The following is a 25,234-nucleotide window of genomic DNA, read 5'->3' as shown; positions in this document are numbered from 1 at the left end:
CTCCTGTGTCCTGATACGTCCTGCGGTGCGTCGGGCCCGATCACAGGCTCCGACGGCGGCGTGCGGCTGCTGCCGTGGCCGTACACCTGATCCTCGCACCTGCGCGTACGGGCCCGCCGCGGCGATCGTTCTGACACGACCTGGGTGCGTGTCCTGAACAGCGTCGATACGCGCCCCAGGTGCGGAGTGCGTCACGTCGCCCGGGGTCCGTTCCGGGCATCATCAGCCCCTGGGGCGCGCTAGGCTGCATCCCATCGAGGACGAAGGTTCTGCGTGGAGCTCGGGAGGAAACCGGTGCGACGCGCCGGACGAGACGTGAAAGGCCTCCCTTGCACTCGAAGGCACCTACCCGCACCCGTCGGGCCATTCTGCGCGCGTCGGCTCTAGCCGTCGCCGTCGCAGTAGTGGCTACCGGCTGCGCAAGCGAATCCGTCCAGCGCGGATACCTGCCCGGCTACAGCGACGGGGAGGTGACTAACCAGACTGCGCGCATCACCGATCTTTGGGTGGGCTCGTGGATCGCTGCCCTGTTAGTGGGCATCGTGACGTGGGGCCTGATCCTTTGGTGCATCGCGGCGTACCGCAAGCGCAAGGACGACCACCAGCTCCCGGTGCAGACGCGCTACCACCTGCCGCTCGAGCTCATGTACACGGCCGTGCCGCTCATCATGGTGCTGGTGCTGTTCTGGTACACCGACCGGGACGTGACCGCGATCAAGACCGTGGACGGCACCGCGACCGAGCACATCCAGGTCATCGGCAAGCAGTGGAGCTGGGACTTCAACTACCTGGACGCCGACGTCTACGACTACGGCCAGCACGAGTCCGACCCCGGCGGGGTCACCGCGGAGGACGAGCTCGACGGCGCCATCGGCACCTCGACGTCGTTCCCGACGCTCTACCTGCCGGTGAACGAGACGGTGGAGTTCACGCTCGACTCTCGCGACGTCATCCACTCGTTCTGGATCCCCGCGTTCCTGTACAAGCAGGACATGATCCCGCAGCGGACCAACACGTTCCAGGTGACGCCGACCCGTGAGGGCACCTACGCCGGGAAGTGTGCCGAGCTCTGCGGCGAGTTCCACTCCGGCATGCTCTTCAACGTGAAGGTCGTGTCCGCCGAGGAGTACGACGCCCACATGGCGGAGCTTGCCGCGAAGGGTCAGACCGGCGCGCTCGGCATGGACCTTGCTCGCACGCAGGGTCCGGTGGACGATGAGGAAGAGGAGGCTGGGCAGTGAGGGCCACAGAGACTACGACCGAGCTGATCCCGGGTCTGGCACCCGGGCGGCAGACGCTCGGCCGGACGGTCATCAAGTGGATCACGTCCACTGACCACAAGACGATCGGGTACCTCTACCTGATCACGTCGTTCGTGTTCTTCTGCATCGGCGGCCTGATGGCGCTGGCGATCCGGGCCGAGCTCTTCGAGCCGGGAATCCAGCTCGTGCAGAGCAAGGAGCAGTACAACCAGCTCTTCACGATGCACGGCACGATCATGCTGCTGCTCTTCGCGACTCCGCTGTTCGCGGGCTTCGCGAACGTGATCATGCCGCTCCAGATCGGCGCCCCTGACGTCGCGTTCCCCCGCCTGAACATGTTCGCCTACTGGCTGTTCCTGTTCGGCGGACTTATCGCGACCGCCGGGTTCCTCACGCCGCAGGGCGCCGCCTCGTTCGGCTGGTTCGCCTACGCGCCGCTGTCGACCACGACATACACGCCAGGGCTCGGGGGAGACCTCTGGGTGTTCGGCCTCGCGCTCGCCGGTTTCGGCACGATCCTCGGTGCGGTCAACTTCATCACCACGATCATCACGATGCGCGCGCCGGGCATGACCATGTTCCGGATGCCGATCTTCACGTGGAACACCCTGGTCACCAGCCTGCTGGTCCTGATGGCGTTCCCGCCCCTGGCCGCCGCGCTGTTCGCGCTCGGCGCCGACCGTCGCCTCGACGCGCAGATCTTCAACCCGGAGAACGGCGGCGCCATCCTCTGGCAGCACCTGTTCTGGTTCTTCGGGCACCCCGAGGTGTACATCATCGCGCTGCCGTTCTTCGGCATCGTGTCCGAGATCTTCCCGGTGTTCAGCCGCAAGCCGATCTTCGGCTACACGGGCCTGGTCTACGCGACGATCGCGATCGCGGCGCTGTCGGTGACGGTGTGGGCGCACCACATGTACGTGACCGGCGCGGTCATGCTGCCGTTCTTCGCCTTCATGACGATGCTGATCGCGGTGCCGACCGGTGTGAAGTTCTTCAACTGGATCGGCACGCTCTGGCGAGGGAAGCTCACCTTCGAGACGCCGATGCTCTGGTCCATCGGCTTCCTCGTGACGTTCCTCTTTGGCGGCCTGACCGGCATCATCCTGTCGAGCCCCGCCCTGGACTTCCAGCTGTCGGACTCCTACTTCGTGGTGGCTCACTTCCACTACGTGGTGTTCGGCACCGTGGTGTTCGCGATGTTCGCCGGCTTCTACTTCTGGTGGCCGAAGATGACCGGCCGCATGCTGTCGGAGCGCCTGGGCAAGCTGCACTTCTGGCTGCTCTTCGTCGGCTTCCACACCACGTTCCTCATCCAGCACTGGCTGGGTGTCGAGGGCATGCCGCGCCGTTACGCGGACTACATGCCGCAGGAGGGCTTCACCTGGGAGAACCAGGTGTCCACGGTCGGCGCGTTCATCCTCGCGGTGTCCACCCTGCCGTTCCTCGCGAACGTGTACATCACGTGGCGCAAGGCGCCCATGGTCACGGTCGACGACCCGTGGGGCTACGGCCGCTCGCTCGAGTGGGCCACGTCCTGCCCGCCGCCGCGGCACAACTTCGCCTCGCTCCCGCGCATCCGCTCGGAGTCGCCGGCGTTCGACCTGCACCACCCCGAGGTCGTCGCGATGGAGCGCCCGGAGTACAACCGTGGCGTGCTCGACAACATCTACGGCGAGGCGGACCGGCGCGGTCAGGACAAGCAGGCCCAGCGGCGCGCCGCGGGCGACGGCGGCGAGCCTGGGCAGAGCAGCACGGTGATCGTGGACGAGCCGGACGAGGGGACCAGCAAGTGAAGATCGAGACCCGGCTGTTCCTCTGGGGAACGCCCATCTTCGTCGGGGCCGGCATCGTCTACGGCTTCATGACGGACTGGTCCGAGCCCGTCGGCTACCTCGGCATGCCACTCGTCGGCGCCCTGGTGGCGATGATCGGCGCGTACCTGGCCCTGACGGCCCGGCGCATCGACGACCGGCCCGAGGACGACCCGAACGGCAACATCGAGGACGCAGCGGGCGACCAGGGCGTGTACGCGCCCTGGAGCTGGTGGCCGCTGGCGATCGGGGCCTCCGCCGCGATCTCCTTCCTCGGCCTGGCCGTGGGCTGGTGGGTGCTCTACATCGGCTTCTGCGCGGGGGTCATCGCGCTGGTGGGCTGGGTGTTCGAGTACTCGCGCGGTATCCACTCGCACTGACCGCACTCCCCTTCGCTGCCCGACGCCGGCGCACCCTCCCCAGGGTGCAATCCGGCGTCGGGCATGTTCTTTCACCCGGGCTTTCACCCGCCTGCGAGCGGGGCGTAGCGCGCGCGCCGTGGTGAAATCGAACGGTCGCTGGACGGTTTTCGGACGCAAAGGTGCGTCGGCTGTACCGCGGACAGGGAGGCAACCATGCACTACTCGAAGATCGCGGCTCTGGCCACCGCCGGCCTGCTGACACTGGGTCTGAGCGGCTGCGGCACGCAACCTGACGGATCCGGCTCGACGCCCTGGCAGGCCGCGCCTGAGCAGGCCGCGCCCGAGCAGGCCCCGGTCGAGCTGACCGAGGCTTCGTTCGTCAAAGAGCTGACAGAGGCGCAGACCGAGGCGGCGACGGTCCACATGACCATGACGTACGGCGGTGCGGCGGCTGAGGCCGCAGGTCTGGCCGGGGCGCCGATGGAGGCTGACGTGGACGTCACCGACCCGGAGAACCCCGCGATGTCGATGCGGATGGACCTCGACGGCGAAACCTTCGACATGGTCCTGGTCGACGGGGACCTCTACATGAACATGGGGGAGATGACGGCGGGCAAGTTCGTCAGCCTCTCGGAGGCAACCGGGACCGACAACCCGATGGCTGAGATGTTCGAGAGCCTCGGTGACATGACGGAGGCCAGCGTCCAGGACATGGATCCGGCGGCGCAGCTCGAGGGCATGAAGGACGCCATCACGTCGTTCGAGAGGTCCGGCACGGAGACCGTCGACGGCACGGAGACGGACGTCTACACGATGTCTGTGGACCCGCAGAAGATGACCGGTCCCCAGGTCGACGGCCTCCCGGACGAGGCCCTCTCGCAGATGGGCGAGATGGAGATGGTCTACTACGTCGGCAAGGACAGCCTGCCGCACAAGATGGACATAACGATGACCATGGAGGGGCAGGAGATGGTCATGAGCGGCTCCTTCTCCGGATGGGGAGAGCCGCTGGAGATCGTGGCGCCGGCGGGCGACGAGCTCATCAGCCTGGACGAGCTGATGGGCGGTCCGCTCGGCTGACGGCAGTCCCGTGAACGCACACTGCACGAAACGGCGGCCGGTCGTCTCGACCGGCCGCCGTTTCGTGCACTGTGCGGACCTCAGCGGCTTGCGGCGACCCAGCGGTCCAGGGTGGCCTGCGCCGCTCCCGAGTCCACGGCCTGCGCCGCGAGATCGATCCCGGCGGTGAGGCGCTCCACGAGCGTGCCCGAGCCCGTCCCGGGCAGCGTGCCGTCGGCCACCAGGCCCGACGCCGCGTTGAGCAGCACGGTCTCCCGGACGGGACCGTCCTCGCCGGCGAAGACCGCGCGGGCGACGCCCGCGTTGTAGGCGGCGTCGTGGCCGCGCAGGTCCTCGACCTTGATGCGCGTGAGGCCGAGGTCGCCGGCCGGGTCGAGGCGGTGCTCGGTGACCGCGCCGGCGGACACCTCCCACACGGTGGCGCCCGCGGTCGCCGCGAGCTCGTCCAGGCCCTCGTCCCCGCGGAACACGAGCGCGGACTTGCCACGCTCGGCGAACACCCCGGCCATCAGCGGCGCCATCCGCGCGTCGGCGCAGCCGACGGCGGCAGCGCGGGGCTGGGCCGGGTTGGTCAGCGGCCCCAGGAAGTTGAACGCCGTCGGCACGCCGAGCTCCCTGCGGGTCACGCCCGCGTGGCGCATCGCAGGGTGGAACGCGGCGGCGAAGCAGAAGGTGATACCCGCCTCGCGCGCGATCTGCGCCACCCGCTCCGGGGGGTGGTCCAGCCGGATGCCGAGCTCCTCGAGCACGTCAGCGCTACCCGACGACGACGACGCCGCCCGGTTGCCGTGCTTCACCACGCGCAGGCCGGCCCCCGCGATGACCACGGACGCCATCGTGGAGATGTTCACGGTGTGCGCGCGGTCGCCGCCGGTGCCGACGATGTCGACGGAGGGGCCGGGCACGTTGATGCGGGTCGCGTGCCGGACCATGGAGTCGGTCAGCCCGGCGAGCTCCTCGACGGTCTCGCCCTTGGCGCGCAGCGCCACGAGGAAACCGGCCAGCTGGACGGGTGAGACCTCACCGGTCATCACCTGGTCCATCGCCCAGGCGGCTTGCTCCTGGCTCAGGTCGGTGCCGGTGATGAGCCCGGCGAGCAGGCCGGACCACGTAGGTGCTTCGAGGTTCACGCGGTGCCCGCCCCGGGGACGGCAAGGAGCTTCGCGACAGCCTCCTGGACCTTGATGGCGTCGAGCGGGCGGGACACCACGCCGTCGGCCAGGGACCAGGACGCGAGCCAGGCGTCTTCCGGGCGGCCCGTGAGGACGAGTACCGGCGGGCACTCGTAGACCTCGTTCTTGAGCTGGCGGCACAGGCCCATGCCGCCGGCCTGGTCGGCCTCACCGTCGAGGACGAGCAGGTCCCACGTCTCGTTGTCAGCCTTGTCCACCACGGCGGCCGGGGTGGCGGCCTCGGTCCAGTCGATGTCGGGCGCGCCTGCACGGAGGCGCGGGCCGACGGCGAGTCGCACCTGCTCACGCACCGTGCGGTCGTCGCTGTACAGGAGGACTCGCGGGCTCGACGTCGCCACACCGTTCGTACCTGCGCTGGTCACATCCGTCGTCATGCCGGTCATGCGTCGATCGTGGCACAGACCCCGCTCCGACGGCAGATTTGTCCACGTCCTTTTCATGGCACTCTGCGGGATCGCGTCAGCAAGAGACGCTCCAGGTAGGGCGTTGAAAGGACTTTGTGAGATTCCGCGCGAGGGTCGGTGGTGCTTCGGCGTTCGGGACACTCGAACGTCGGCCATAATGGCTGTCGTGTCGACCGCAACGGCTGCAGCCACCCCCACACACCAGCACGTGACAGTCAATCGTCCGAACCCGGTCTCGGTCGGAACGATCGTCTGGCTCGCGAGCGAGCTCATGTTCTTCGCGGCGCTCTTCGCGATGTACTTCACGGTCCGGCAGACCATGCCGGCCGAGGAGTGGGCGCTGCAGGCGGACAAGCTGAACATCACCTTCTCGACGATCAACACGATCGTCCTGGTGCTGTCCTCCTTCACCTGCCAGGCGGCGGTGTTCAAGGCCGAGCAGTTCCAGCCGTCGCGCACCGGCAAGCTCTTCCAGTTCTGGACCTGGGGCATGCACGAGTGGCTCACGCTGACGTACCTCATGGGCGCGTTCTTCATCGGCGGCCAGATCTTCGAGTACACCGAGCTGGTCCACGAGGGCCTGACGATCTCGTCCAGCGCGTACGGCTCGGTCTTCTACATGACCACCGGCTTCCACGGCCTGCACGTGACCGGCGGCCTGATCGCGTTCCTGTTCGTGCTCGGCCGCTCGTTCGCCGCCAGGCGCTTCGGCCACCACGAGGCCACCACCGCGATCGTCACGTCCTACTACTGGCACTTCGTCGACGTGGTGTGGATCGCGCTGTTCGCGGTGATCTACCTGCTGCAGTGATCGGCAGCACCAACGCCCTCGGGCGCAGGTGCATCGAGGCCCCGTGCGGTGGCATAGGTTCATGACAGAGAAGCTCAAACACTCAAAGCGAGACGAGGACATTTTCGTGAAGGCACTCGCCGCCCGCAGGCACCACCGGTTGGCTCCGGTCGTGCTCCTGCTGCTGGCGCTGCTGACCACGGGCGGCGTCTACGCCGCCCTGGCTCCGAGCACGGCTAACGCCGAGACCGTCAGCACCGCGGACATCGAGACCGGTAAGAAGCTGTTCCAGGCCAACTGCGCGACGTGCCACGGCGCGAACGCGGAGGGCAGGGACGGTGTGCCGTCCCTGGTGGGCGTCGGCGCAGCCGCCGTCGACTTCCAGGTGTCGACGGGCCGGATGCCGATGCAGATGAACGGTCCGCAGGCGCGGGCCAAGCCGGCCCAGTTCAACGAGGAGCAGACCGCGGCCCTGGCCGGGTACGTCGCCTCGCTGGGAGCCGGCCCGGCTATCCCCACGGACGAGCAGGTGGACGCCGAGCTGGGTGATGCCTCGAACGGCATGGCCCTGTTCCGCACCAACTGCGCCATGTGCCACAACGCCGTAGGCGCCGGCGGCGCACTCTCGGAGGGCAAGTTCGCCCCCGCGCTGTGGGAGACGTCGGAGCGGAACATCTACCAGGCGATGCAGACCGGCCCGCAGTCGATGCCGGTGTTCAACGACGCGAACATCACGCCGGAAGAGAAGCGCGACATCGTCTCGTTCCTCGTCGAGCAGCGCGAGGGTTCGGCCGGCGGTAACGCGCTCGGCGCCCTCGGCCCGGTGTCCGAAGGCCTGTGGGCCTTCGCGATCGGCCTCGGCCTGCTCATCGGCGCTGCTGTGTGGATCGGAGCGAAGTCCTCGTGAGCGAGAACCAGAACACCCCCGCCGACGCCTCCACCGAGGTGACGGTCGGCTCCCAGGCGGGCACCGCCGTCGGGCCCGCCGAGCGGTTCCCCGACCCGGGAATTCCGGAGCACAAGCACCGCCTCACCGACACGGACCCGCGCGCGGCGCGCCGCGCCGAGCGGACCGTGACCCTCCTGTTCGTCCTGTCGATCCTCGGCACCATCGGCTCGATCGTCGCCTACGTGATGGTCCCGCCGGACGGCACGGCGTCGGGCGTCCGGCTCTCGACGCTGCTGATCGGCCTCGGCCTCGCGGTGTCGCTGCTCGGCATCGGCATCGCCGGTATCCACTGGGCCAAGGCGCTCATGGGGGACCGCGAGATGGTCCAGGAGCGGCACCCGCTCGCGACGAACGACGCCGACCGCATCGTGGCCGTCAAGGACCTGAACGACGGCCTCGCGGACTCGGGCGTCGTCGGACGCCGCGGCGTGCTCAAGGGGGCGTTCTTCGCCGCCCTGGCGCTGTTCCCGGTGGCCATCGCGGTCCCGCTGATCGGCTCGGTCGGCGGCGACTGGAACATCTCCGCGTTCAAGCACACGATGTGGAAGCGGGGCACGCGCCTCGCGATCGACCCGTCGGGCCGGCCCATCAAGGCTTCCGACGTCACCGTCGGCTCCGTGTTCCACGTCATCCCGGAGACCACCGAGGAGTTCCGCGAGACGCACGAGTGGATCACGGAGAAGTCCAAGGCCGTCGTCCTGATGGTGCGCCTCAACCCGGAGGACCTCCGGACGGACCAGTCGCCCGAGGGCGAGACCTGGTCGCACGAGGGCATCGTCGCCTACTCGAAGATCTGCACGCACGTGGGCTGCCCGGTGGCGCTCTACGAACAGCAGACCCACCACCTCCTGTGCCCGTGCCACCAGTCGACGTTCGACATCGCGGACAGCGCGAAGGTCGTCTTCGGCCCGGCCAACCGCCGGCTGCCGCAGCTGCCGATCACCGTCGACGACGAGGGTTACCTCGTGGCGCAGGACGACTTCGCCGAGCCCATCGGCCCGAGCTTCTGGGAGCGCCTGAAGTGAGCAACGCGACCCACGACACCACCGTCGAGGCACCGGCCAAGCCGACGACGACCGTCGGCAAGGCGGCCGACTACCTCGACCAGCGCACCTCCATCGGCGTCGCCGTCAAGGAGTTCGCGCGCAAGGTCTTCCCGGACCACTGGTCCTTCATGCTGGGCGAGATCGCGCTGTTCTCATTCGTCGTCCTGATCGCCTCGGGCTTCTTCCTGACGATGTTCTTCGAGCCGTCGATGGCGCTCACCACCTACGAGGGCGAGCACCCGGCGAACATGCACGGGCAGCTCATGTCCGTGGCGTTCTCCTCGACCCTCGAGATGTCGTTCGAGGTGCGCGGTGGTCTGCTCATGCGGCAGATCCACCACTGGTCGGCCCTGATCTTCATGGCCTCGATCGTGGTGCACATGATGCGCGTGTTCTTCACCGGCGCGTTCCGCAAGCCGCGCGAGATCAACTGGATCGTCGGAATCCTTCTGATGATCCTGGGCCTGGGGGCCGGCTTCACCGGCTACTCGCTGCCCGACGACGTGCTGAGCGGCAACGGCCTGCGCATCACCGACGGCGTGGTCAAGTCGATCCCGGTGCTCGGTTCGCCCCTGTCGTACCTGATCTTCGGCGGGGAGTTCCCGGGCCACCACATCGTGCCCCGCCTGTTCACCCTCCACATCTTCGTGATCCCGGGCATCCTGCTGGCCCTGATCGCGCTGCACCTGTTCCTGATGGTGCTGCAGAAGCACACGCAGTACCCGGGTGGCGGCCGCACCGACAAGAACGTGGTGGGCTACCCGGCTGCGCCGGTGTACGTGGCCAAGATGACTGGCAACTTCTTCATCGTCGCCGGCGTGCTGACGCTGATGGGCGCCACGATGGCGATCAACAACGTGTGGAACTACGGTCCGTTCGACCCGTCGCCCGTGTCTGCCGGCGCGCAGCCGGACTGGTACATGCTGTTCCTGGAGGGCTCGCTGCGTCTGATGCCCGGCCAGGGCACGGAGTGGGTCATCGCCGGGTTCACCCTGCCGCTGAACGTCCTGGTCCCGGCAGTAGTCATCCCGGGCATCCTCTTCACGTTCCTGATCGTCTACCCGTTCCTCGAGGCGAAGGTCACGGGCGACGACCGCGAGCACCACGTGCTGGACCGCCCGCGCAACAGGCCGGCGCGCACCGCCCTCGGTGTCGCGTTCCTGGCGGCGTTCATCATCCTGGCCCTGGCCGGGTCGAACGACCTCATCGCCACGCACTTCGGGCTGTCGATCAACGCGATCACGTGGGTGTTCCGCATCCTGTTCTTCGTCGGGCCGGTGTTCGCGTACTACATCACCAAGCGCATCTGCCTGGGGCTGCAGCGCAAGGATCGCGAGCTGGTGCTGCACGGGCACGAGTCGGGCCGCATCGTGCGCTACGCCCACGGCGAGTACGTCGAGGTGCACACCCCGCTCGACGAGCAGGAGCGGTGGCTGCGCGTCAACTACGAGGCGCCGGCTCCGCTGGCGATCGCTCCGAAGACGGACGCCCGCGGTGTGAAGCGCAAGGGCTACGCCTCCGACAAGCGGTGGCAGGGTCTGTCCCGGTTCTTCTACGAGGACCGCGTGTCGCCCGTCACCCCGGCGGAGGTCGAGGCTGCGCACTCGCACGGCGAGCACGACCAGCTCGACGGATCCGAGCGCCAGGCCGTCGAGGCCGGCGTAGGTTCCACCTCGCGGGAGCACTGAGCGACCTGCGACACCAAGCGATGGCCTGTGTCTCCCGGTCCGCATCTGCGGTCGGGGACACGGGCCATTGCCGTCCCGGCGGGCACCACACAGGCGCACGACCAGGACGGCGTCATCCCCTGCGCACCGTCCGGTGTGCGGACCGATCCTGGAGGTACCTCAGCAATGGCTGTTTACACGCTCCCTGACCTGACCTACGACTACGCCGCGCTCGAGCCGCACATCTCGGGCAAGATCATGGAGCTGCACCACTCCAAGCACCACGCGACGTACGTCAAGGGCGCGAACACTGCCCTGGAGCAGCTCGAGGAGGCCCGCGAGACGGGCAACCTGGCAAACGTCAACAAGATCGAGAAGGACCTCGCGTTCAACCTCGGTGGTCACATCAACCACTCGATCTTCTGGACGAACATGGCGCCCGAGGCCGGCGGAGAGCCGACCGGCGACATCGCCGCCGCGATCGACGAGCACTTCGGCTCGTTCGAGAAGTTCAAGGCGCACTTCACCGCCGTTGCCGCCGGTGTGCAGGGTTCCGGCTGGGCCGTCCTGGCCTGGGACTCCGTCGGTCAGAAGCTCGTGGTGGTCCAGCTGTTCGACCAGCAGGGCAACATCCCCTTCGCGCTCACCCCGGTCCTCATGCTGGACTGCTGGGAGCACGCCTACTACATCGACTACCTGAACGTGCGCCCGGACTACATCAAGGCGTGGTGGAACCTGGTGTCCTGGAGCAACGTCTCCGAGCGCCTGGAGCGCGCCAAGACGCAGACCGCTGGCCTCGTCGTCGCGTCGGCCTGACCGTCTGACCCCGCCTGACCAGATCCGGCGCACCCACGGGAGCTTCCCCGAGGGGTGCGCCGGATCTGTCGTGTCACGGATCGTCCCGCCATTTCGTCGTCATAGGTGGAAACCAGCGCCCGGCACGGTGTCTACTGGAGAGGCACGGATCAACAGGCGCGTATCTCCTACCTCAGGGGTGATGACGTGGCACAGCAGCAGCGTCCGACCGCCGTCGGCAAGGCCGCCGACTATCTGGACCAGCGCACCACCATCGGTGTGCTGGTCAAGGAGCTTGCGCGCAAGGTCTTCCCCGACCACTGGACCTTCATGCTGGGCGAGATCGCGCTGTTCTCGTTCATCGTGCTGATCGCCTCTGGCTTCTTCCTGACGATGTTCTTCGACCCCTCCATGGCCTTGGTGCGCTACGAGGGTGAGCACCCCGCCAACATGCAGGGCCAGCTCATGTCGGCGGCGTTCCACTCCACCGTGGAGATGTCGTTCGAGGTGCGCGGCGGTCTGCTCATGCGGCAGATCCACCACTGGTCGGCCCTGATCTTCGTGGGCTCGATAGTGCTGCACATGTTCCGGATCTTCTTCACCGGCGCGTTCCGCAAGCCGCGCGAGATCAACTACCTGGTCGGTCTGACCATGCTGATCCTGGCGCTGGCGGCCGGGTTCACCGGCTACTCGCTGCCCGACGACGTGCTGTCCGGCAACGGCCTGCGCATCATCGACGGCGTGGTCAAGTCGATCCCCGTGATCGGCTCGTTCATGTCGTTCATCGTCTTCGGTGGCGAGTTCCCGGGGCACCACATCATCCCGCGCCTGTTCACCCTCCACATCTTCGTGATCCCGGGCCTGCTGCTCGCGCTCATCGGGCTGCACCTGTTCCTCATGGTGCTGCAGAAGCACACCCAGTACCCCGGCGCCGGCCGCACCGACAAGAACGTCGTGGGCTACCCGGCAGCGCCGGTGTACGTGGCCAAGATGACCGGCAACTTCTTCATCATCTCCGGCGTGCTGACCCTGATGGGCGCCACGATGGCGATCAACCACGTGTGGAACTACGGGCCCTACGACCCGTCGCCGGTCTCGGCGGGCACGCAGCCGGACTGGTACATCCTGTTCGTCGACGGCGCGCTGCGCCTGATGCCAGGGCCGGGCTGGGAGTGGGTCATCGGCGGCTACACGCTGAGCATGAACCTGCTGATCCCGGGCATGATCCTGCCGGGCATCCTGTTCACGCTGCTGGGTGCGTGGCCGTTCCTCGAGGCCCGCGTCACCGGCGACCACCGGGAGCACCACGTCCTGGACCGGCCTCGCAACCGGCCGGTGCGTACGGGCGTGGGCGTCGCGCTGTTGGTCGCGTTCGTGGTCTGTGCCCTGGCCGCCACGAACGACCTCATCGCCACGCACTTCTCGCTCGACATCTTCGCGATCACCTGGGCGCTGCGCGTGCTCCTGGTCGTGGGGCCCTTGTTGGCGTTCTGGGTGACGAAACGGATCTGCCTGGGGCTGCAACGCAGGGACCGCGAGCTGGTGCTGCACGGCCACGAGTCGGGCCGCATCGTGCGCTTCGCCAACGGCGAGTACGTCGAGGTGCACACCCCGCTGGAGCCGGAGGAGGTGTGGTTGCGCACCTATCACCAGGCCCCGCGGCCGCTCGATATCAAACCCGCCATGGACGCGCGCGGTGTGCGGCGCAAGGGCTACAAGTCCGACCGGCGCTGGCAGCGGCTGTCCCAGTTCTTCTACGAGGACCGCGTGGAGCCCGCCACACCTGCGGAGCTCGCGGCGGCGCACTCGCACGGCAAGCACGACGAGCTCGAGGCGAAGACGCCGGCCACCTCCGGGTCGGCCGTGCGCCGGCGCCGATAAGAGCGGGCTGACGGCCCCGGCTCAGGCTCAGTCGCCGCTCAGACTCAGTCGCTCAGCCTCAGTCGTCGAGCCCGAGCGCGAACGCCTGCTCCAGGTCCGCCTTCGAGAAGGCGCGGAACGCGATGAGGGTCTCGGTGTTCTGCACGCCGGCCACCTTGTTCACCGCGTCGGACACGACGCCCGCGAGCTGTTCGTGCTCGGGCACGCGGACGATGGCGACGAGGTCGGTCTTGCCGGTCACGGAGAAGACCTCGCTCACTCCGTCGATGTTCGCGACCTCCTGCGCGACCTCGGGAATGCGGGACGTCTCGGCGTCGATGAGGACGATCGCGGTCAGCATGCAGTCATCGTATCCACGTGCTGCGGGTTCTCGGGTTCCGGAGCGGCGGTGACCCCGGCATCGGCTCCGTCTGCCGCGCCGACATGTGCGGCGTGAATCGAGTCCGCTGCACCGCGGTCCGCCACCGCGGGACCGATCTCGGCCCGCACCCGGTCCGACGCCCACGTCAGGTCCGCGTGCGCCCCGGCCGCGCGCACCGGGCACGCCCAGGTGTCGCTGACGTGCACCAGGCGCACGCCGGGGGAGTCGAGCCACGCGAGCAGCAGGTGGGTCTCCTCCGGGTGCGCGGCCGGTGCCGGCGGGACGGGCGGCTCGACGTGCTCCGCCGTCGTGCGCAGCGCGGCCACGAGGGGGAGGGGATCGGCACGCGGCGCCGAGACGTCGGTGGCGGCGAGCCTGCCGTGCTTGATCACCACGATCTCCCAGCCGCCGGGCTTGCCGGGGGCGTCGCCGATGCCGGAGGGACGCGCCGCGACCAGCTCGGCGCAGCCCGCCAGGGGCCCCAGGCGCTGGGCCCGGTGCGCGCCCGACACGAAGGCTCGCAGCCGCCGCGTCACCTCGCCCGCCTCCTCGTACCGCTCCTGGTGGGCGAGTGTTGCTATCCGGTCGGAGAGCGCGCGCACCACCGGGGCCGGGTCGCCGGTCAGGGCACTGCGGGCGGCCTCGGCCACCTGCTCGTAGGACGCGTCAGGGGCCTCCGTGGCCACGCACGGGGCGGAGCAGCGGCCCATGCCCGCCAGCGCGCACGGGCTGCCGGGCTGCTTGGAGACCAGCGGGATGCGGGCGGTGCACTGGCGCAGGTTCAGGGCGTCGTGCAGGGCGTGCACGGCCTCCTGGGCGGTGCGCCGCGACCCGAACGGGCCGATGTGGGCGGCGCCCGCCACGACGGCGCCCACCACCGAGAGGCGCGGATAGGCCTCGTCCGTGAGACGCACCCACGACTGCCGCTCGGGGTACTTCGAGCGCCGGTTGTAGCGCGGGGCGTGCTCTGTGATCAGCCGCAGCTCGCGCACCTGCGCCTCCAGATGCGTGGCGCACGCGACGGGCGTGACCCGCTCCGCGATGCGCACCATCTCCGTGATCCGCTTCCGCTTCTCGGCGGCGGTGAAGTACGAGCGCACGCGCTTGCGGATGTTGACGGACGTGCCGACGTACAGGACCTCGTCGCCCGGGCCCCGGAAGAGGTAGACGCCGGGCGCGTCGGGCAGGTCGTCGGCGAGGTGCCGCTTGCGGCGCACCTCGGGCGGCACGGGGTCGGCGGCCGTGGCCAGGTCCTCGAGGTGAGTGATGCCCATCGGCGCGAGGCGCTCGAAGAGGGCGTGCAGGACGTCGACCGTCGCGCGGGCGTCGGCCAGCGCGCGGTGGTCGGGGGAGACGCTGGCGTGGAACAGGTTCGCGAGCGTGGACAGCTTGTGGTTGGGCGCCTCGTCCCGCGTCACCAGGCGACGGGCCAGGGGCACCGTGTCCACGACGGTGAACCCCGGCCACTCGTAGTCCAGCCGGGCGCACATCACCTTGAGGAAGCCGACGTCGAACGGCGCGTTGTGCGCCACCAGGACCGAGCCGCGCGCGAACTCCAGGAAGCTCGGTAGCACCAGGGCGATGTCCGGCGCGGTGGCGACCATGGCATTGGTGATGCCCGTCAGCCGCGCGATGAACGCCGGGACCGGCTGCCCCGGGTTCACCAGCGACTGGAACTCACCCAGCACCTCGCCGCCGCGCACCTTCACCGCGCCGATCTCGGTGATGCCGCCCTCTTTGGCGCTGGTTCCTGTGGTCTCCAGGTCCACCACCACGAAGGTCACGTCCCGCAGCGGCGTGCCCAGCTCCTCGAAGGTGGCCTGATAGGCGGGCGCGGTGGTGCTCACGGCGAGCACGCTAGCCCTGGTCACTGACACTCCCGTCGGCGTATCCGCCGCCGGGCATCAGGTCCAGGTCTCGCCGGTGAGCTGTTCGTAGATCTCGACGTACCGGGCGCGGGTCTCCTTGACCACACCGTCCGGGATCTCGGGGCCGGGGTAGGTGCGGTCCCAGCCGGTGAGGGTGGAGGACCAGTCGCGCACGAACTGCTTGTCGTAGGACCACTGCGACCGGCCCGGCTCGTACTCGCTCATCTTCCAGAAACGCGACGAGTCCGGCGTCAGCACCTCGTCGGCGAGGGTGAGGACGCCGTCGGCGTCGTGCCCGAACTCGAGCTTTGTGTCCGCGATGATGACGCCGCGCTCCCGCGCGATCTCGGCGCCGCGGTCGTAGATCGTCAGCGTCAGGTCGCGCAGGCGGGCTGTCGTCTCCTCGCCCAGGTCCTTGGCGATCTCCTCGACGGAGATGTACTCGTCGTGCCCCTCGTCCGCCTTGGTCGACGGCGTGAAGACGGGCTGCGGGAGGCGGTCGGCCTCCACCAGGCCGGGCGGGAACGCCACCCCGGACACGCTGCCCGTCTCGCGGTAGCTCTCCAGGCCTCCGCCCGCGAGGTACCCGCGCGCTATGCACTCGACCGGCACGATCTCCAGCCGCTTGCAGCGGATCGCGCGCCCCGCCCACTCCGCCGGGACGTCCTCGCTGATCACGTGGTTGGGCACCAGGTCGGCGAACTGCCGGAACCACCACAGCGAGAGCTGGGTCAGGATCGCGCCCTTGTCGGGTACGGGCGTCGGCAGCACGACGTCGTACACCGACACGCGGTCCGAAGCCACCAGAATCACATCGTCGCCGTCCGCGTAGACCTCGCGAACCTTGCCCTTACGGATCAGTTCCACGGGCCCAAGGCTAACGCGCGTGCCGGAAGCTCTCGGGCGCGTCCAGGTCCAGGACGGCGTAGCCGTGCCCGTCGAGGTGGACGATGTCGTGCCTGCCGTCGCCCGCCTCGGTGCGGCACCCGCGGGCCACGAGCGGCTTGGCCCGGGCGGCGCCGTCGAGCTGGAACCGCACGTCCAGGCGGCCCGGGTTGAGCACGATCGCGAGCGTGCCGCCCCGGAGGTACGCCATGGGGTACCCGGAGGCGAGCACCTCGACGGGAGAGTCGACGTCGAGGCGGTCGTCGCGATGCCGCAGGGCGATGAGCTCGCGCACCAGGTGCAGCAGCGAGCTCTCGTCGCCCAGCTGGCCGGCGACGGTGGGCAGGCCGGGGTCGGGGTCCTGCGGCAGGTACGTGGGGGTCGCGGGGCTCCCCGGGCCGAGTGTTCCGGCCGGGAGACCGCCCCACTGCATCGGCGTGCGTGAGCCGGCCCTGTCGTAGGTGGGGCTCAGGCGGGAGCCCTCCAGGGTCGGGGTCCCGGGCACGTACCGCATGCCGATCTCGTCCCCGTAGTAGACGGACGGCAGGGCGGGCCAGGTCATCGTGAGGACGTGGGCGACGCGGGCCTGCTCGGCGTCGCGCGCGCCGGCCACCAGCCGCGTGAAGTCGTGGTTCGACGTCGGCAGGCCCACCACCCCGCCGCGGCCGGTCGCCGCTATGGCGTCGGCCGCAGCCTGCCAGGCCTCGACGAACGTGCCGGCGTCCCCGTCCCCGTCGGCGCCGGCCCAGGCCGGTACCTCGCCCCAGGACTGGTTCACCGTCCCGGCGCCGTTGTTCCACAGCGACCGGAACGGGAGCCCGTCGTCGTCGCCCCCGAACTGGAGGAAGAAGTCGACGTGGAAGCCGGCCGGGACGGCGACCCGCGGGTTGCCCCACTCGCTGATCAGCACCCGCCCGGGGTAGGAGTCGTCCAGCCAGGCGCGCATCTCGCGCCACAGCCGGCCCGTCTCAACATGCCCCGGATCATCCTTGACCAGCGACGACGCCATGTCGACGCGGAAGCCCGCGACCCCGAGGCCGAACCAGTGCGACATGATCTCGCGCAGGGCGGCGCGGTTGGCCAGCGGACCCGGGGCGTCGACCGGAAGCCGCCACGGCTCGGCGGGATCGGAGCGCGCGTAGCCGTAGTTCAGCGCGGGCTGGAAGGGGAAGAAGTTGGGCCGGTAGTACCCGCCGCGCGCGCCTGGGCCGGCCTGGAACCCGTCCACCGGCAGGTCGCTCCAGACGAACCGGTCATCGTCCGGGTCGTCGGTGGACGCGCGGAACCACGGGTGCTGGTCCGAGGTGTGGCCGGCCACGAGGTCGAGCAGCACGGAGATGCCGCGGCGGCCGGCCTCCTCGGTCAGCCGGGCCATGTCCTCGTTCGTGCCGTAGCGCGGGGCCACCTGGAAGTAGTCCGCGACGTCGTACCCGGCGTCGGCGAACGGCGAGACGAAGCACGGGCTGAGCCAGAGCGCGTCCACCCCGAGCCAGGCGAGGTAGTCCAGGCGCTCGGTGATGCCGGCCAGGTCCCCGATCCCGTCGCGGTTCGCGTCCGCGAAGGACTGCGGGTAGATCTGGTAGAGCACGGTGCGCCCCAGGCGTGCGGCGAGGTCCACTGCGGTGGAGGTCAACGGTCTGCCCCTTCGTAGGTGGTGCGGAAGGCCCCGGCGGGCGGGGCCTCCCGCGACGATGCTATTCACGGCCACCGACACTCGGGCGGGCTACCGCCGCCCGACGGCGAACTCCTCCATCTTCATCAGTGGGCGGACCTTCTGCTCCAGGGCGCCTTCCGAGACGTAGCGCCGCACGGCGTCGTCGGCCAGCTCGTTGCCCAGCGCGGCCATGATCATGCCCTGGTCCAGGGCCAGGTAGCGCTGGGAGACCTGGCCGCTGCGGACCGCCACGGCGTCGTAGAAACCGCCCGGGCCGTAGGCGTCGAAGTCCCGGGAGATGCGCTGCAGGTTGGCGATCGCCTCGCCGGGGGCGTACCGCAGCGCGAGGAACGACGCGTGCGGCGTCACGACGCCGTCGCCGTACTCGGTGGGAGCGGGCGAGCCGTCCCTGCAGCCTGCGTACGGCTGGTCGACGGCGGTGCGCTCCTGGTCGGACGTGTAGCCCGCGCCGTCCAGCCCCAGCTGGTCGACGCCGTACTCGCGGTACCCGCCGGCCGGGTTGTTCGACGGCGAGAAGCCCCAGTACCCGTAGCCCGCCTCCCGCATCCCGTGCTCGATCTGCCCGCGTACGTACAGCGGGTGGTTGCGGCCCCACGACCGAGGACCCCACGTCTCCTCCGGCACGAAGAGCGGCACCATCAGCGCCTCGAACATGCTGCCGCCCCAGGACGGGACCACCCGCATGCCGCGGTACGGCAGGGCGCCCTCGAAGACGGGGACCCCCAGGTGCTCGGCCCACTCGCCGGCCGGTCGCGTCTCGGTCCAGTCCCAGTCGCAGGTGTCGGGGAAGGTGCGGTACGTGCCGAAGTAGTGCTTCGCCGGGATCTGCTCCCCGGCGATGCCGAGGTAGGACGCGATCCGCGGCTCGGTGTTGAACGCGCCGTAGTGGTGGCCGGTGTACCAGACGTCGGCGCCCATCCCGCAGTAGTCGCCCGGGACGGGCGCCGGCTCCTGCGGGTCGGTGTCCCAGAACCCGCCGCGGATCTGGTTCTGCGCCGGGTCGTAGTAGCAGCCGAAGTCCATGCGCTCGCGGACGGCGTCCGCCTCGTCGGCCAGGGACGGCTCCGCGCGGCTCGCCAGGAGCAGGCCGGTGGCCAGCCAGCCGTTGTCCACGCTGGACAGGAAGGGCTTGACTGCGTCGCCCGAGCCGGGGAACGTCGTGAGCTTGGCGCCCGTGGCCGGGTCGTACCAGTTGTAGAACATGCCGCTGGGCTCGTGCTTCTCCAGCCGGGCGACGGTGTCCAGCGTGGTCGCCATGCGGGCGCGGGCCTCGTCCGCGCCGATCAGCCCGAGGTCGCGGGCCACCACCGTGCTCCAGAGGTAGGCGCCGATGTTGGTCGGGGAGGTGTACCCGCCTCGGCTGCCTGGGCTGAGGTCGCCTCCGATGTTGTCGTCGGGCAGCCCCGTCTCCTCGACGACCAGCGCGTCGAAAGAGCGCCAGGTGTCGGCCGCCCAGGTGTTCAGCAGGCGCTCGTCGCCCCCGGTGTTCCGCGACGCCTCGCCCGTGCCTGCGGTCGCCGGCGCGGCCATGAGCGCCAGGGCGGCGACGGCGGCCGCCGCGACCGCTGTTCTGTGTCTCCTCATGATGTGTCTCCTCTACGTCGTCGTAGTCGTGACGGGTCGTGCGGTCTGTGGCCGGGCGGCCGCCGTCGGCCCTTCGGCTCAGGGCAGCTCGCCCGTGCGGGCTACCTTGCCGAGCCACGCGAGGCTCGGCTTGGGCGTGCGCTCGAACGTCGTGCGGTCGACGGCGACCAGGCCGAACGTCGGGGCGAAGCCGCTCATCCACTCGTAGTTGTCGAGCAGCGACCAGTGGAGGTACCCCTCGACACGGCAGCCGCCGGCCATCGCGCGGGCCATGCCCGCCAGGGCGTCCCGGGTGTAGTCGATGCGGCGGGAGTCGTCGGCGGTCGCGATGCCGTTCTCGGTGACGATCATCGGCACGCCGCCTGTGATGCGGTGGGTGTACCCGAGCGCCTCGCCCAGCGCCTGCGGGTAGTACTCCCACCCGGTGAGGGTGCGTTCGACGTCGTCGCCGGCCGGCACCGGCTCGCCGTCCGCCCCGATGACCGTGCGCAGGTAGCTCTGCACGCCGACGAAGTCGTCGCCGCGCGCGACCTCGAGGAAGAAGTCCTCGCGCGGGTAGGCGTACCCGTCGCGTGCTGCCTCGGCCCCCGGCGCGGCCTGGAAAACCTGGTTGGCGATGGTCCATCCGGCCCGCACGTGCCCCAGGCCGTGCAGGATCTCGACGGCCCGGCGGTGCGCCGTCGCCTGGACCTCGGAGGCGGCCTGGTCCGGGGCGGCGAGCCCCGCGGCGTCGAGGTTCGTGCGCCGGCTCGCGCCGAGCATCATCGAGGTGATGTTGGGCTCGTTGATCGTGACCACGTGGTGCACGTCGCCCAGGATGTCCGTCGCGATCTCGACGTAGCGGCTGAACGCGTCGACGGCGTCGGGCGCGAACCAGCCGCCGCGCTCCGCGAACCACCGCGGCAGGGTGAAGTGCAGGAGCGTGACCACCGGCGTCACCCCGGCCGCGAGGCACGTGTCGATCATGCGCCGGTAGTGCGCCAGCTGCGCCCGCGAGATCTCGCCCTCGGCGGGCTCGATCCGCGCCCACTCGATCGAGAAGCGGTACGCGCTCAGGCCGGCGTCCGCGAGCAGGCGGACGTCCTCCGGGTAGCGGTGATAGCTGTCGACGGCGTCGCCGGAGCTCTCCGCGCACAGCGTCCCGGCGACGTGCTCCTTCGCCCACCAGTCGCTGTTGACGTTGCCCCCCTCGATCTGGTGCGCGGCGGTCGAGGCGCCCCACAGGAAGTCGGGCGCGGTGGGCAGCGTGATCTGGTCGGTCACGAAAAACTCCTACTTGAGGCCGGTGGTCGAGATGCCCTGCACGATGTGCCGCTGCAGGGCGAGGAAGACGATGAGGATGGGCAGCACGATGACCGTCGCGCCCGCGACGAGCAGGCCGTACTGGACGGTGTTCTGCCCGGTCGAGTACAGGGCCAGCGCCACGGGCAGCGTGTACTTGTCGGCCGACTGCACGGCGACCAGGGGCCACAGGAAGTTGTTCCACGACCCGAGGAACGTCAGGATTCCGAGCGTCGCCAGCGCCGGCCGGGTCTGCGGCAGGACGATGCGGAAGAACGTCCGGAACTCGCCGGCGCCGTCGACGCGCGCGGCGTCGAGCAGCTCGTCCGGGACGTCGAGCATGAACTGCCGCATCAGGAACACGCCGAACGGCGCCGCCAGGAACGGCAGGACGAGCGCCGCGTAGGTGTTGATGAGGTCCAAGTTGGCTACGAGCACGAAGAGCGGCACGAACGTGACCATGCCCGGGACCATCAGGGTGCCCATGACCAGCGCGAAGAGGGCGCGGCGGCCCGGGAAGTCGAGCTTCGCCAGGGCGTAGCCGACCATCGCGCTGAACAGGACCGACCCGACGGTCACGACCAGCGCCACGACGACCGAGTTGAGGAAGTACCGCGGGAAGTTCAGCGACGCGAACAGCTCGGTGTAGTTGGTCCACGTCACCTGGTCGGGGATCAGCGTGGGCGGGAACTGCCGGATCTCGCCCTCTGGCTTGACCGACGACACGACCATCCAGACGAGCGGCCCGAGCGAGGCCGCGAGCCCGGCCAGGAGCGCGACGTTGAGGAGGATCGCGCGCGGGCTGGAGCGGCGCCGGCGGGGCGCGTCGTCGAGCCGGGCGCTCGCGGCCGGCGGAGTGGGAGCGGGAGCGGGCGTGCCGCCCGCCGTGGGCAGGGACGTGGTGGTCATGGGCGGTCCTCTCGCCGGTACGGGCGCGCCATCAGCTCTTGGGCCGCAACAGGCGGAACTGGAGGTAGGACAGGATCACGATGGCGACGAACAGCATGTAGCTCATCGCGGCGGACAGGCCGTAGTTCCCGAACCCGAACTGGTTGAAGATCTCGTACGCCACCGAGTTGGTGGCGCCCAGCGGCCCGCCCTGCGTCATGACGAACGGTTCCTCGAAGAACTGCAGGTAGCCGATTCCGGTGATGACGGCGCAGAACAGCAGCGTGGGCCGCAGCAGCGGGACCGTGATGGACCGGAACTGCCGCACCGCGCCCGCACCGTCGATGGCCGACGCCTCGTACAGGTCGCGCGGGATGCCCTGCAGCCCCGCGAGCAGGATCACCATCGAGTACCCGACGTTGCGCCAGGTCGCCATGACGATCAGCGACGGCATCGCCCAGACCTCGTCGGTCAGCCAGCGGGGCCCGTCGATGCCGACCAGGCCGAGCGCCGAGTTCACCAGGCCGAAGTCGGGCTGCAGCAGGAACCGCCAGACGACCGCCACCGCGACGATCGAGGTCACGACCGGCGCGTAGAACCCGACGCGGAACACCGACCGGAACCACACCAGGCCCGAGTTGAGCAGCACCGCCAGGAGCAGCGCGACCGCGAGCGTGAGCGGCATGGCGACGCCCACGAAGTACAGCGTGTTGCCGGCGGCCTGCTGGAACTTCGGGTCCGCGAGGACCTCGACGAAGTTGTCGAGGCCCACGAAGTTCACGGCCAAGGGCGTCCGGAGGTCGGCGCCGTGCATGTCGGTGAACGCCATGTACAGCGACGACGCCACCGGCAGCAGCATGAACACGGCGAACAGGACCGTGAAGGGCAGCGCGAAGCCCCAGGCGGCGAGGCCGGTGCGGCGCTGGCGCGCGGTGACGGCCATGGTTAGTCCAGGCCCGTCCCGATCGAGGTGGCGGCTTCCTGCATCTGGTCGGCCGCGTCCTCGGGGCTCAGGTCGCCGGCGATCACCTGTTCGATGATGAGGTCGAGCTCGTGCTCGATCTCGGCCCAGGTGGGGATGGCCGGGGTCGAACGCGCGGTCTCGAGCACGTCCCCGTAGACGGCGACCGCCTCGTCGTCGGCCAGCGCCGGGTCCTCCCAGGAGGCCTGGACGGCCGGGAGGTCGCTCGAGATCTCGAACCAGTCGACCTGGGTGGCCGGATCCGTGGCGTACTGGACGAACTTCCACGCGGCGTCGGGGTTGGCGGCGTCGGCCAGGACGGCGAGGTTGGAGCCGCCGATGAATGACCCTGTGGTCTCGTCGTCGGGCAGCGGCACCACGCCGAACTTGTCGGCGAAGTCGTCGCCGGCGGTGGTCAGCAGGTTCGCCCGCTCCCACGGGCCGGAGACGAACGAGCCGAGATCTCCGTCGATGAAGTTCTGCACCTTCTCGTCCTCGACGAGCACCTGCGGGGCGAGGCCGTCGCGCATGAACGACGAGTAGTAGTCCAGGGCCTTGGCCTGGGCGTCGTTGGCGAGCGTGAACTCGCCGGCGTCGTCCATGATCTCGCCGCCGGCCTGCCAGTAGAACGGGAGGTACATGAGGCTGGTGGAGTTGCCGCGCGTCTGCAGGGCGATGCCGTGCTCGGCGCCGGCGTCCTGCAGCCCGGCCGCGAAGGCCGTCAGGTCCGCCCAGGTCGCGGGCGCCTCCAGGCCGGCCTCCTCGGCGAGATCGGTGCGGTAGTACAGGACGCGCGTCTCGACGTACCAGGGCACGCCGTAGGAGGTGCCGTCGACGACTGTCGTGTCCCAGGCGCCCGGGAAGAACGCCTCGGAGTCGATGTCCTGGGGAGTGGGTGCGAGGCCGCCGAGCTCCACGAAACCGCTCATGAGCGTGGTGCCGACCTGCATGACGTCAGGCACCTCGCCGGTGGCGATGGCGGTGTTGATCTTCTCGGTGGACGACTCCCACGGCACCGGCGTGACGTTCACGGTGACGTCCGGGTTGTCGGTCTCGAACTGCTCGGCGAGCTCAGGCAGCAGCTCGCCCTCGGTGCCCATCGCCCACACCTCGACGGTGCCGGTCGCGGGGCCCTCCGAGATGCTGCTCGTGCTGTCTGCCGGGGCGCCGGCCTCGTCGCTGCGTCCGCAACCCGTCAGGGCGAGGGCCAGCGTGAGGGTCGACGCCGTCGCCGCGGCGGCGAGGCGAGGTGTCCTGTTCACGATCACTCCTTTGTTGATCTGCAGTCCGAAATTTCGAAGCCGAATCTCGGAAAGACCACGGGAGATTAGACGCGGAGCCGGTCCATGTCAACGGCCGGGTCGGACCGATGCATGGCCGATGTGCTCGACGAATGCCGGGGCACCCGGCGGATTCCGCTACGATCCTGATTTCGGAAACGCTGACCCGCCAACGCCCGACGGAGGTCTCCCATGGCACAGGATCGGCCGCACATCCCGCTCGCCGTCGTGGCGGCTGAGGCCGGCGTCTCGGTCCCGACGGTCTCCAAGGTGCTCAACACCCGGCCCGACGTCGCCGGCTCGACCCGCGCCCGCGTCACCGAGGTGCTGGAGCGCCACGGCTACGTGGTCCGGCCCCGGTCGGCGAAGCCCACGGGCATGATCGACGTCCGCATCGTCGACTTCGAGGGGACGTGGTCCGAGGCCGTGGTCCGCGGCGCCGTCGCCGGCGCACGGCGGCTCGGCCTCGACGTGGTGCTCGCGGTCGAGCCCGATCCCGACGACTGCAGCTCCTGGGTGCGGCACGCCCTGGAGCGCGGCACAGACGGCCTGGTCAGCATCGTCGCCGTGCCCGACGCCGAGGCGCGGCGGGCCCTGGAGGACACCGGAACGCCGCTCGTCGTCGTCGACCCGCGGCAGCGGCCGCCGGAAGGGATGCTCAGTGTCGGCGCCACCAACTTCCAGGGCGGGCTGGAGGCGACGGCGCACCTGCTGTCGCTAGGCCACCGGCGCATCGCCACGATCACCGGGGCGCTCGAGCAGGACAACGCCATCGCCCGGCTCGCGGGCTACCGCGCCGCCATGATCCGGGCCGGCGCCCCCACGGACGACGAGCTCGTGTACGTGGGCGCCTACGGCGTCACCTCCGGGTACGAGGGCGCCCAGCGGCTGATGAGCCTGGACGACCCGCCCACCGCGATCTTCGCCAGCAGTGACGACACCGCCCTCGGCGCCCTACGTGCCCTGCGCGAGGCGGGCCTGGTGGTACCCCGCGACGTCTCGCTCGTCGGCTTCGACGACCTGCCGATCGCTCCCTGGATCGACCCGGCGCTCACCACGGTGCGCCAGCCGCTCGCGGAGATGGGCGCCACCGCCGTCGACCTGGTGCACCGCGCGCGCACGGCCAGCGGCCACACCCTCCGCACGGAGCTGGCCACCACCCTGGTGGAGCGGTCCTCCACGGCCCCGCCGCCCCGCTGACCAACCAAGGG

Annotated in this window: 22 protein-coding genes; 11 read left to right on the top strand and 11 right to left on the bottom strand. The window is 69.7% G+C overall.

Going from position 1 to position 25,234, the window contains the following annotated elements; all coding sequences use genetic code 11:
• The first annotated feature begins 329 nt into the window (after positions 1–329).
• From ctaC to IE250_RS02625, 4 genes are all read left to right on the top strand, one after another.
• Positions 330–1,241: an aa3-type cytochrome oxidase subunit II gene (gene ctaC / locus IE250_RS02640; RefSeq protein ID WP_189667697.1), complete on the top strand. Its 912-nt coding sequence runs from the start codon at positions 330–332 to the stop codon at positions 1,239–1,241.
• A complete protein-coding gene (ctaD, locus tag IE250_RS02635) occupies positions 1,238–3,055 on the top strand; it encodes an aa3-type cytochrome oxidase subunit I (RefSeq protein ID WP_189667696.1) in 1,818 nt (605 codons plus the stop codon). Before ctaC ends, ctaD begins: the two co-directional genes overlap by 4 nt.
• Positions 3,052–3,453, top strand: a complete 402-nt coding sequence (locus IE250_RS02630; RefSeq protein WP_189667695.1) for a cytochrome c oxidase subunit 4 — start codon at positions 3,052–3,054, stop codon at positions 3,451–3,453. The genes ctaD and IE250_RS02630 overlap by 4 nt, the downstream gene beginning before the upstream one ends.
• A gap of 195 nt (positions 3,454–3,648) precedes the next feature.
• Entirely contained in the window at positions 3,649–4,515 is an 867-nt protein-coding gene (locus IE250_RS02625) for an SCO4651 family lipoprotein (RefSeq protein ID WP_189667694.1), read from the top strand.
• A gap of 80 nt (positions 4,516–4,595) precedes the next feature.
• Here the strand turns inward: IE250_RS02625 and trpD are convergent, their stop codons facing one another.
• Positions 4,596–5,645: an anthranilate phosphoribosyltransferase gene (gene trpD / locus IE250_RS02620; RefSeq protein WP_189667693.1), complete on the bottom strand. Its 1,050-nt coding sequence runs from the start codon at positions 5,643–5,645 to the stop codon at positions 4,596–4,598.
• The gene (locus IE250_RS02615; protein ID WP_189667692.1) at positions 5,642–6,091 is read right to left on the bottom strand and encodes a response regulator; all 450 of its coding nucleotides are present in this window, start codon (positions 6,089–6,091) and stop codon (positions 5,642–5,644) included. Before IE250_RS02615 ends, trpD begins: the two co-directional genes overlap by 4 nt.
• A gap of 178 nt (positions 6,092–6,269) precedes the next feature.
• On the opposite strand from IE250_RS02615, the gene ctaE reads away from it, so the two are divergent.
• The 6 genes from ctaE (at position 6,270) to qcrB (IE250_RS02585) (ending at position 13,240) form a co-directional block, all read left to right on the top strand.
• Entirely contained in the window at positions 6,270–6,923 is a 654-nt protein-coding gene (ctaE, locus tag IE250_RS02610) for an aa3-type cytochrome oxidase subunit III (protein ID WP_189667691.1), read from the top strand.
• A gap of 106 nt (positions 6,924–7,029) precedes the next feature.
• Positions 7,030–7,809 carry a cytochrome bc1 complex diheme cytochrome c subunit gene (qcrC, locus tag IE250_RS02605; RefSeq protein WP_189667690.1) on the top strand — a complete coding sequence of 260 codons (780 nt, stop codon included), beginning with the start codon at positions 7,030–7,032 and terminating at the stop codon, positions 7,807–7,809.
• Entirely contained in the window at positions 7,806–8,876 is a 1,071-nt protein-coding gene (gene qcrA, locus IE250_RS02600) for a cytochrome bc1 complex Rieske iron-sulfur subunit (protein WP_229872075.1), read from the top strand. Before qcrC ends, qcrA begins: the two co-directional genes overlap by 4 nt.
• Positions 8,873–10,585, top strand: coding sequence for a cytochrome bc1 complex cytochrome b subunit (qcrB, locus tag IE250_RS02595; protein WP_189667689.1), 1,713 nt, complete (start codon positions 8,873–8,875; stop codon positions 10,583–10,585). The genes qcrA and qcrB (IE250_RS02595) overlap by 4 nt, the downstream gene beginning before the upstream one ends.
• 165 nt (positions 10,586–10,750) lie before the next feature.
• Positions 10,751–11,380 carry a superoxide dismutase gene (locus IE250_RS02590; RefSeq protein WP_189667688.1) on the top strand — a complete coding sequence of 210 codons (630 nt, stop codon included), beginning with the start codon at positions 10,751–10,753 and terminating at the stop codon, positions 11,378–11,380.
• 186 nt (positions 11,381–11,566) lie between these two features.
• Entirely contained in the window at positions 11,567–13,240 is a 1,674-nt protein-coding gene (qcrB, locus tag IE250_RS02585; protein ID WP_189667687.1) for a cytochrome bc1 complex cytochrome b subunit, read from the top strand.
• A gap of 58 nt (positions 13,241–13,298) precedes the next feature.
• On the opposite strand, the gene IE250_RS02580 is transcribed toward qcrB (IE250_RS02585), so the two are convergent.
• The 9 genes from IE250_RS02580 to IE250_RS02540 all read right to left on the bottom strand — a co-directional run bounded on the left by IE250_RS02580 (position 13,299) and on the right by IE250_RS02540 (position 24,005).
• Complete coding sequence (locus tag IE250_RS02580; RefSeq protein WP_189667686.1) at positions 13,299–13,580, bottom strand: Lrp/AsnC family transcriptional regulator; 282 nt, start codon at positions 13,578–13,580, stop codon at positions 13,299–13,301.
• Positions 13,574–15,448, bottom strand: coding sequence for a DEDD exonuclease domain-containing protein (locus IE250_RS02575; RefSeq protein ID WP_189667685.1), 1,875 nt, complete (start codon positions 15,446–15,448; stop codon positions 13,574–13,576). Before IE250_RS02575 ends, IE250_RS02580 begins: the two co-directional genes overlap by 7 nt.
• Before the next feature lie 57 nt (positions 15,449–15,505).
• The gene (locus IE250_RS02570; RefSeq protein ID WP_189667684.1) at positions 15,506–16,336 is read right to left on the bottom strand and encodes a phosphoribosylaminoimidazolesuccinocarboxamide synthase; all 831 of its coding nucleotides are present in this window, start codon (positions 16,334–16,336) and stop codon (positions 15,506–15,508) included.
• 10 nt (positions 16,337–16,346) lie between these two features.
• On the bottom strand, positions 16,347–17,987 hold the full coding sequence (locus tag IE250_RS02565; RefSeq protein WP_229872074.1) for an alpha-amylase family glycosyl hydrolase: 1,641 nt from the start codon (positions 17,985–17,987) through the stop codon (positions 16,347–16,349).
• A 90-nt stretch (positions 17,988–18,077) separates the two neighbouring features.
• Positions 18,078–19,613, bottom strand: coding sequence for a glucoamylase family protein (locus tag IE250_RS02560; RefSeq protein WP_189667683.1), 1,536 nt, complete (start codon positions 19,611–19,613; stop codon positions 18,078–18,080).
• Between the two features lie 78 nt (positions 19,614–19,691).
• Entirely contained in the window at positions 19,692–20,876 is a 1,185-nt protein-coding gene (locus IE250_RS02555; protein WP_189667682.1) for a glycoside hydrolase family 1 protein, read from the bottom strand.
• A 9-nt stretch (positions 20,877–20,885) separates the two neighbouring features.
• A complete protein-coding gene (locus IE250_RS02550) occupies positions 20,886–21,803 on the bottom strand; it encodes a carbohydrate ABC transporter permease (protein ID WP_229872073.1) in 918 nt (305 codons plus the stop codon).
• A gap of 31 nt (positions 21,804–21,834) precedes the next feature.
• Complete coding sequence (locus IE250_RS02545; protein ID WP_189667681.1) at positions 21,835–22,725, bottom strand: carbohydrate ABC transporter permease; 891 nt, start codon at positions 22,723–22,725, stop codon at positions 21,835–21,837.
• A gap of 2 nt (positions 22,726–22,727) precedes the next feature.
• Positions 22,728–24,005, bottom strand: a complete 1,278-nt coding sequence (locus IE250_RS02540; RefSeq protein ID WP_229872072.1) for an extracellular solute-binding protein — start codon at positions 24,003–24,005, stop codon at positions 22,728–22,730.
• Positions 24,006–24,215: 210 nt separating this feature from the next.
• On the opposite strand from IE250_RS02540, the gene IE250_RS02535 reads away from it, so the two are divergent.
• Complete coding sequence (locus IE250_RS02535) at positions 24,216–25,223, top strand: LacI family DNA-binding transcriptional regulator (RefSeq protein ID WP_189667679.1); 1,008 nt, start codon at positions 24,216–24,218, stop codon at positions 25,221–25,223.
• Positions 25,224–25,234: the final 11 nt, after the last annotated feature.

The sequence above is a fragment of the Promicromonospora soli genome, assembly GCF_014653785.1.
Lineage (GTDB): Bacteria > Actinomycetota > Actinomycetes > Actinomycetales > Cellulomonadaceae > Promicromonospora > Promicromonospora soli.
The sequence above is the reverse complement of the archived record's forward strand: the minus strand, read 5'-3'. Positions and strand labels throughout refer to the sequence as shown.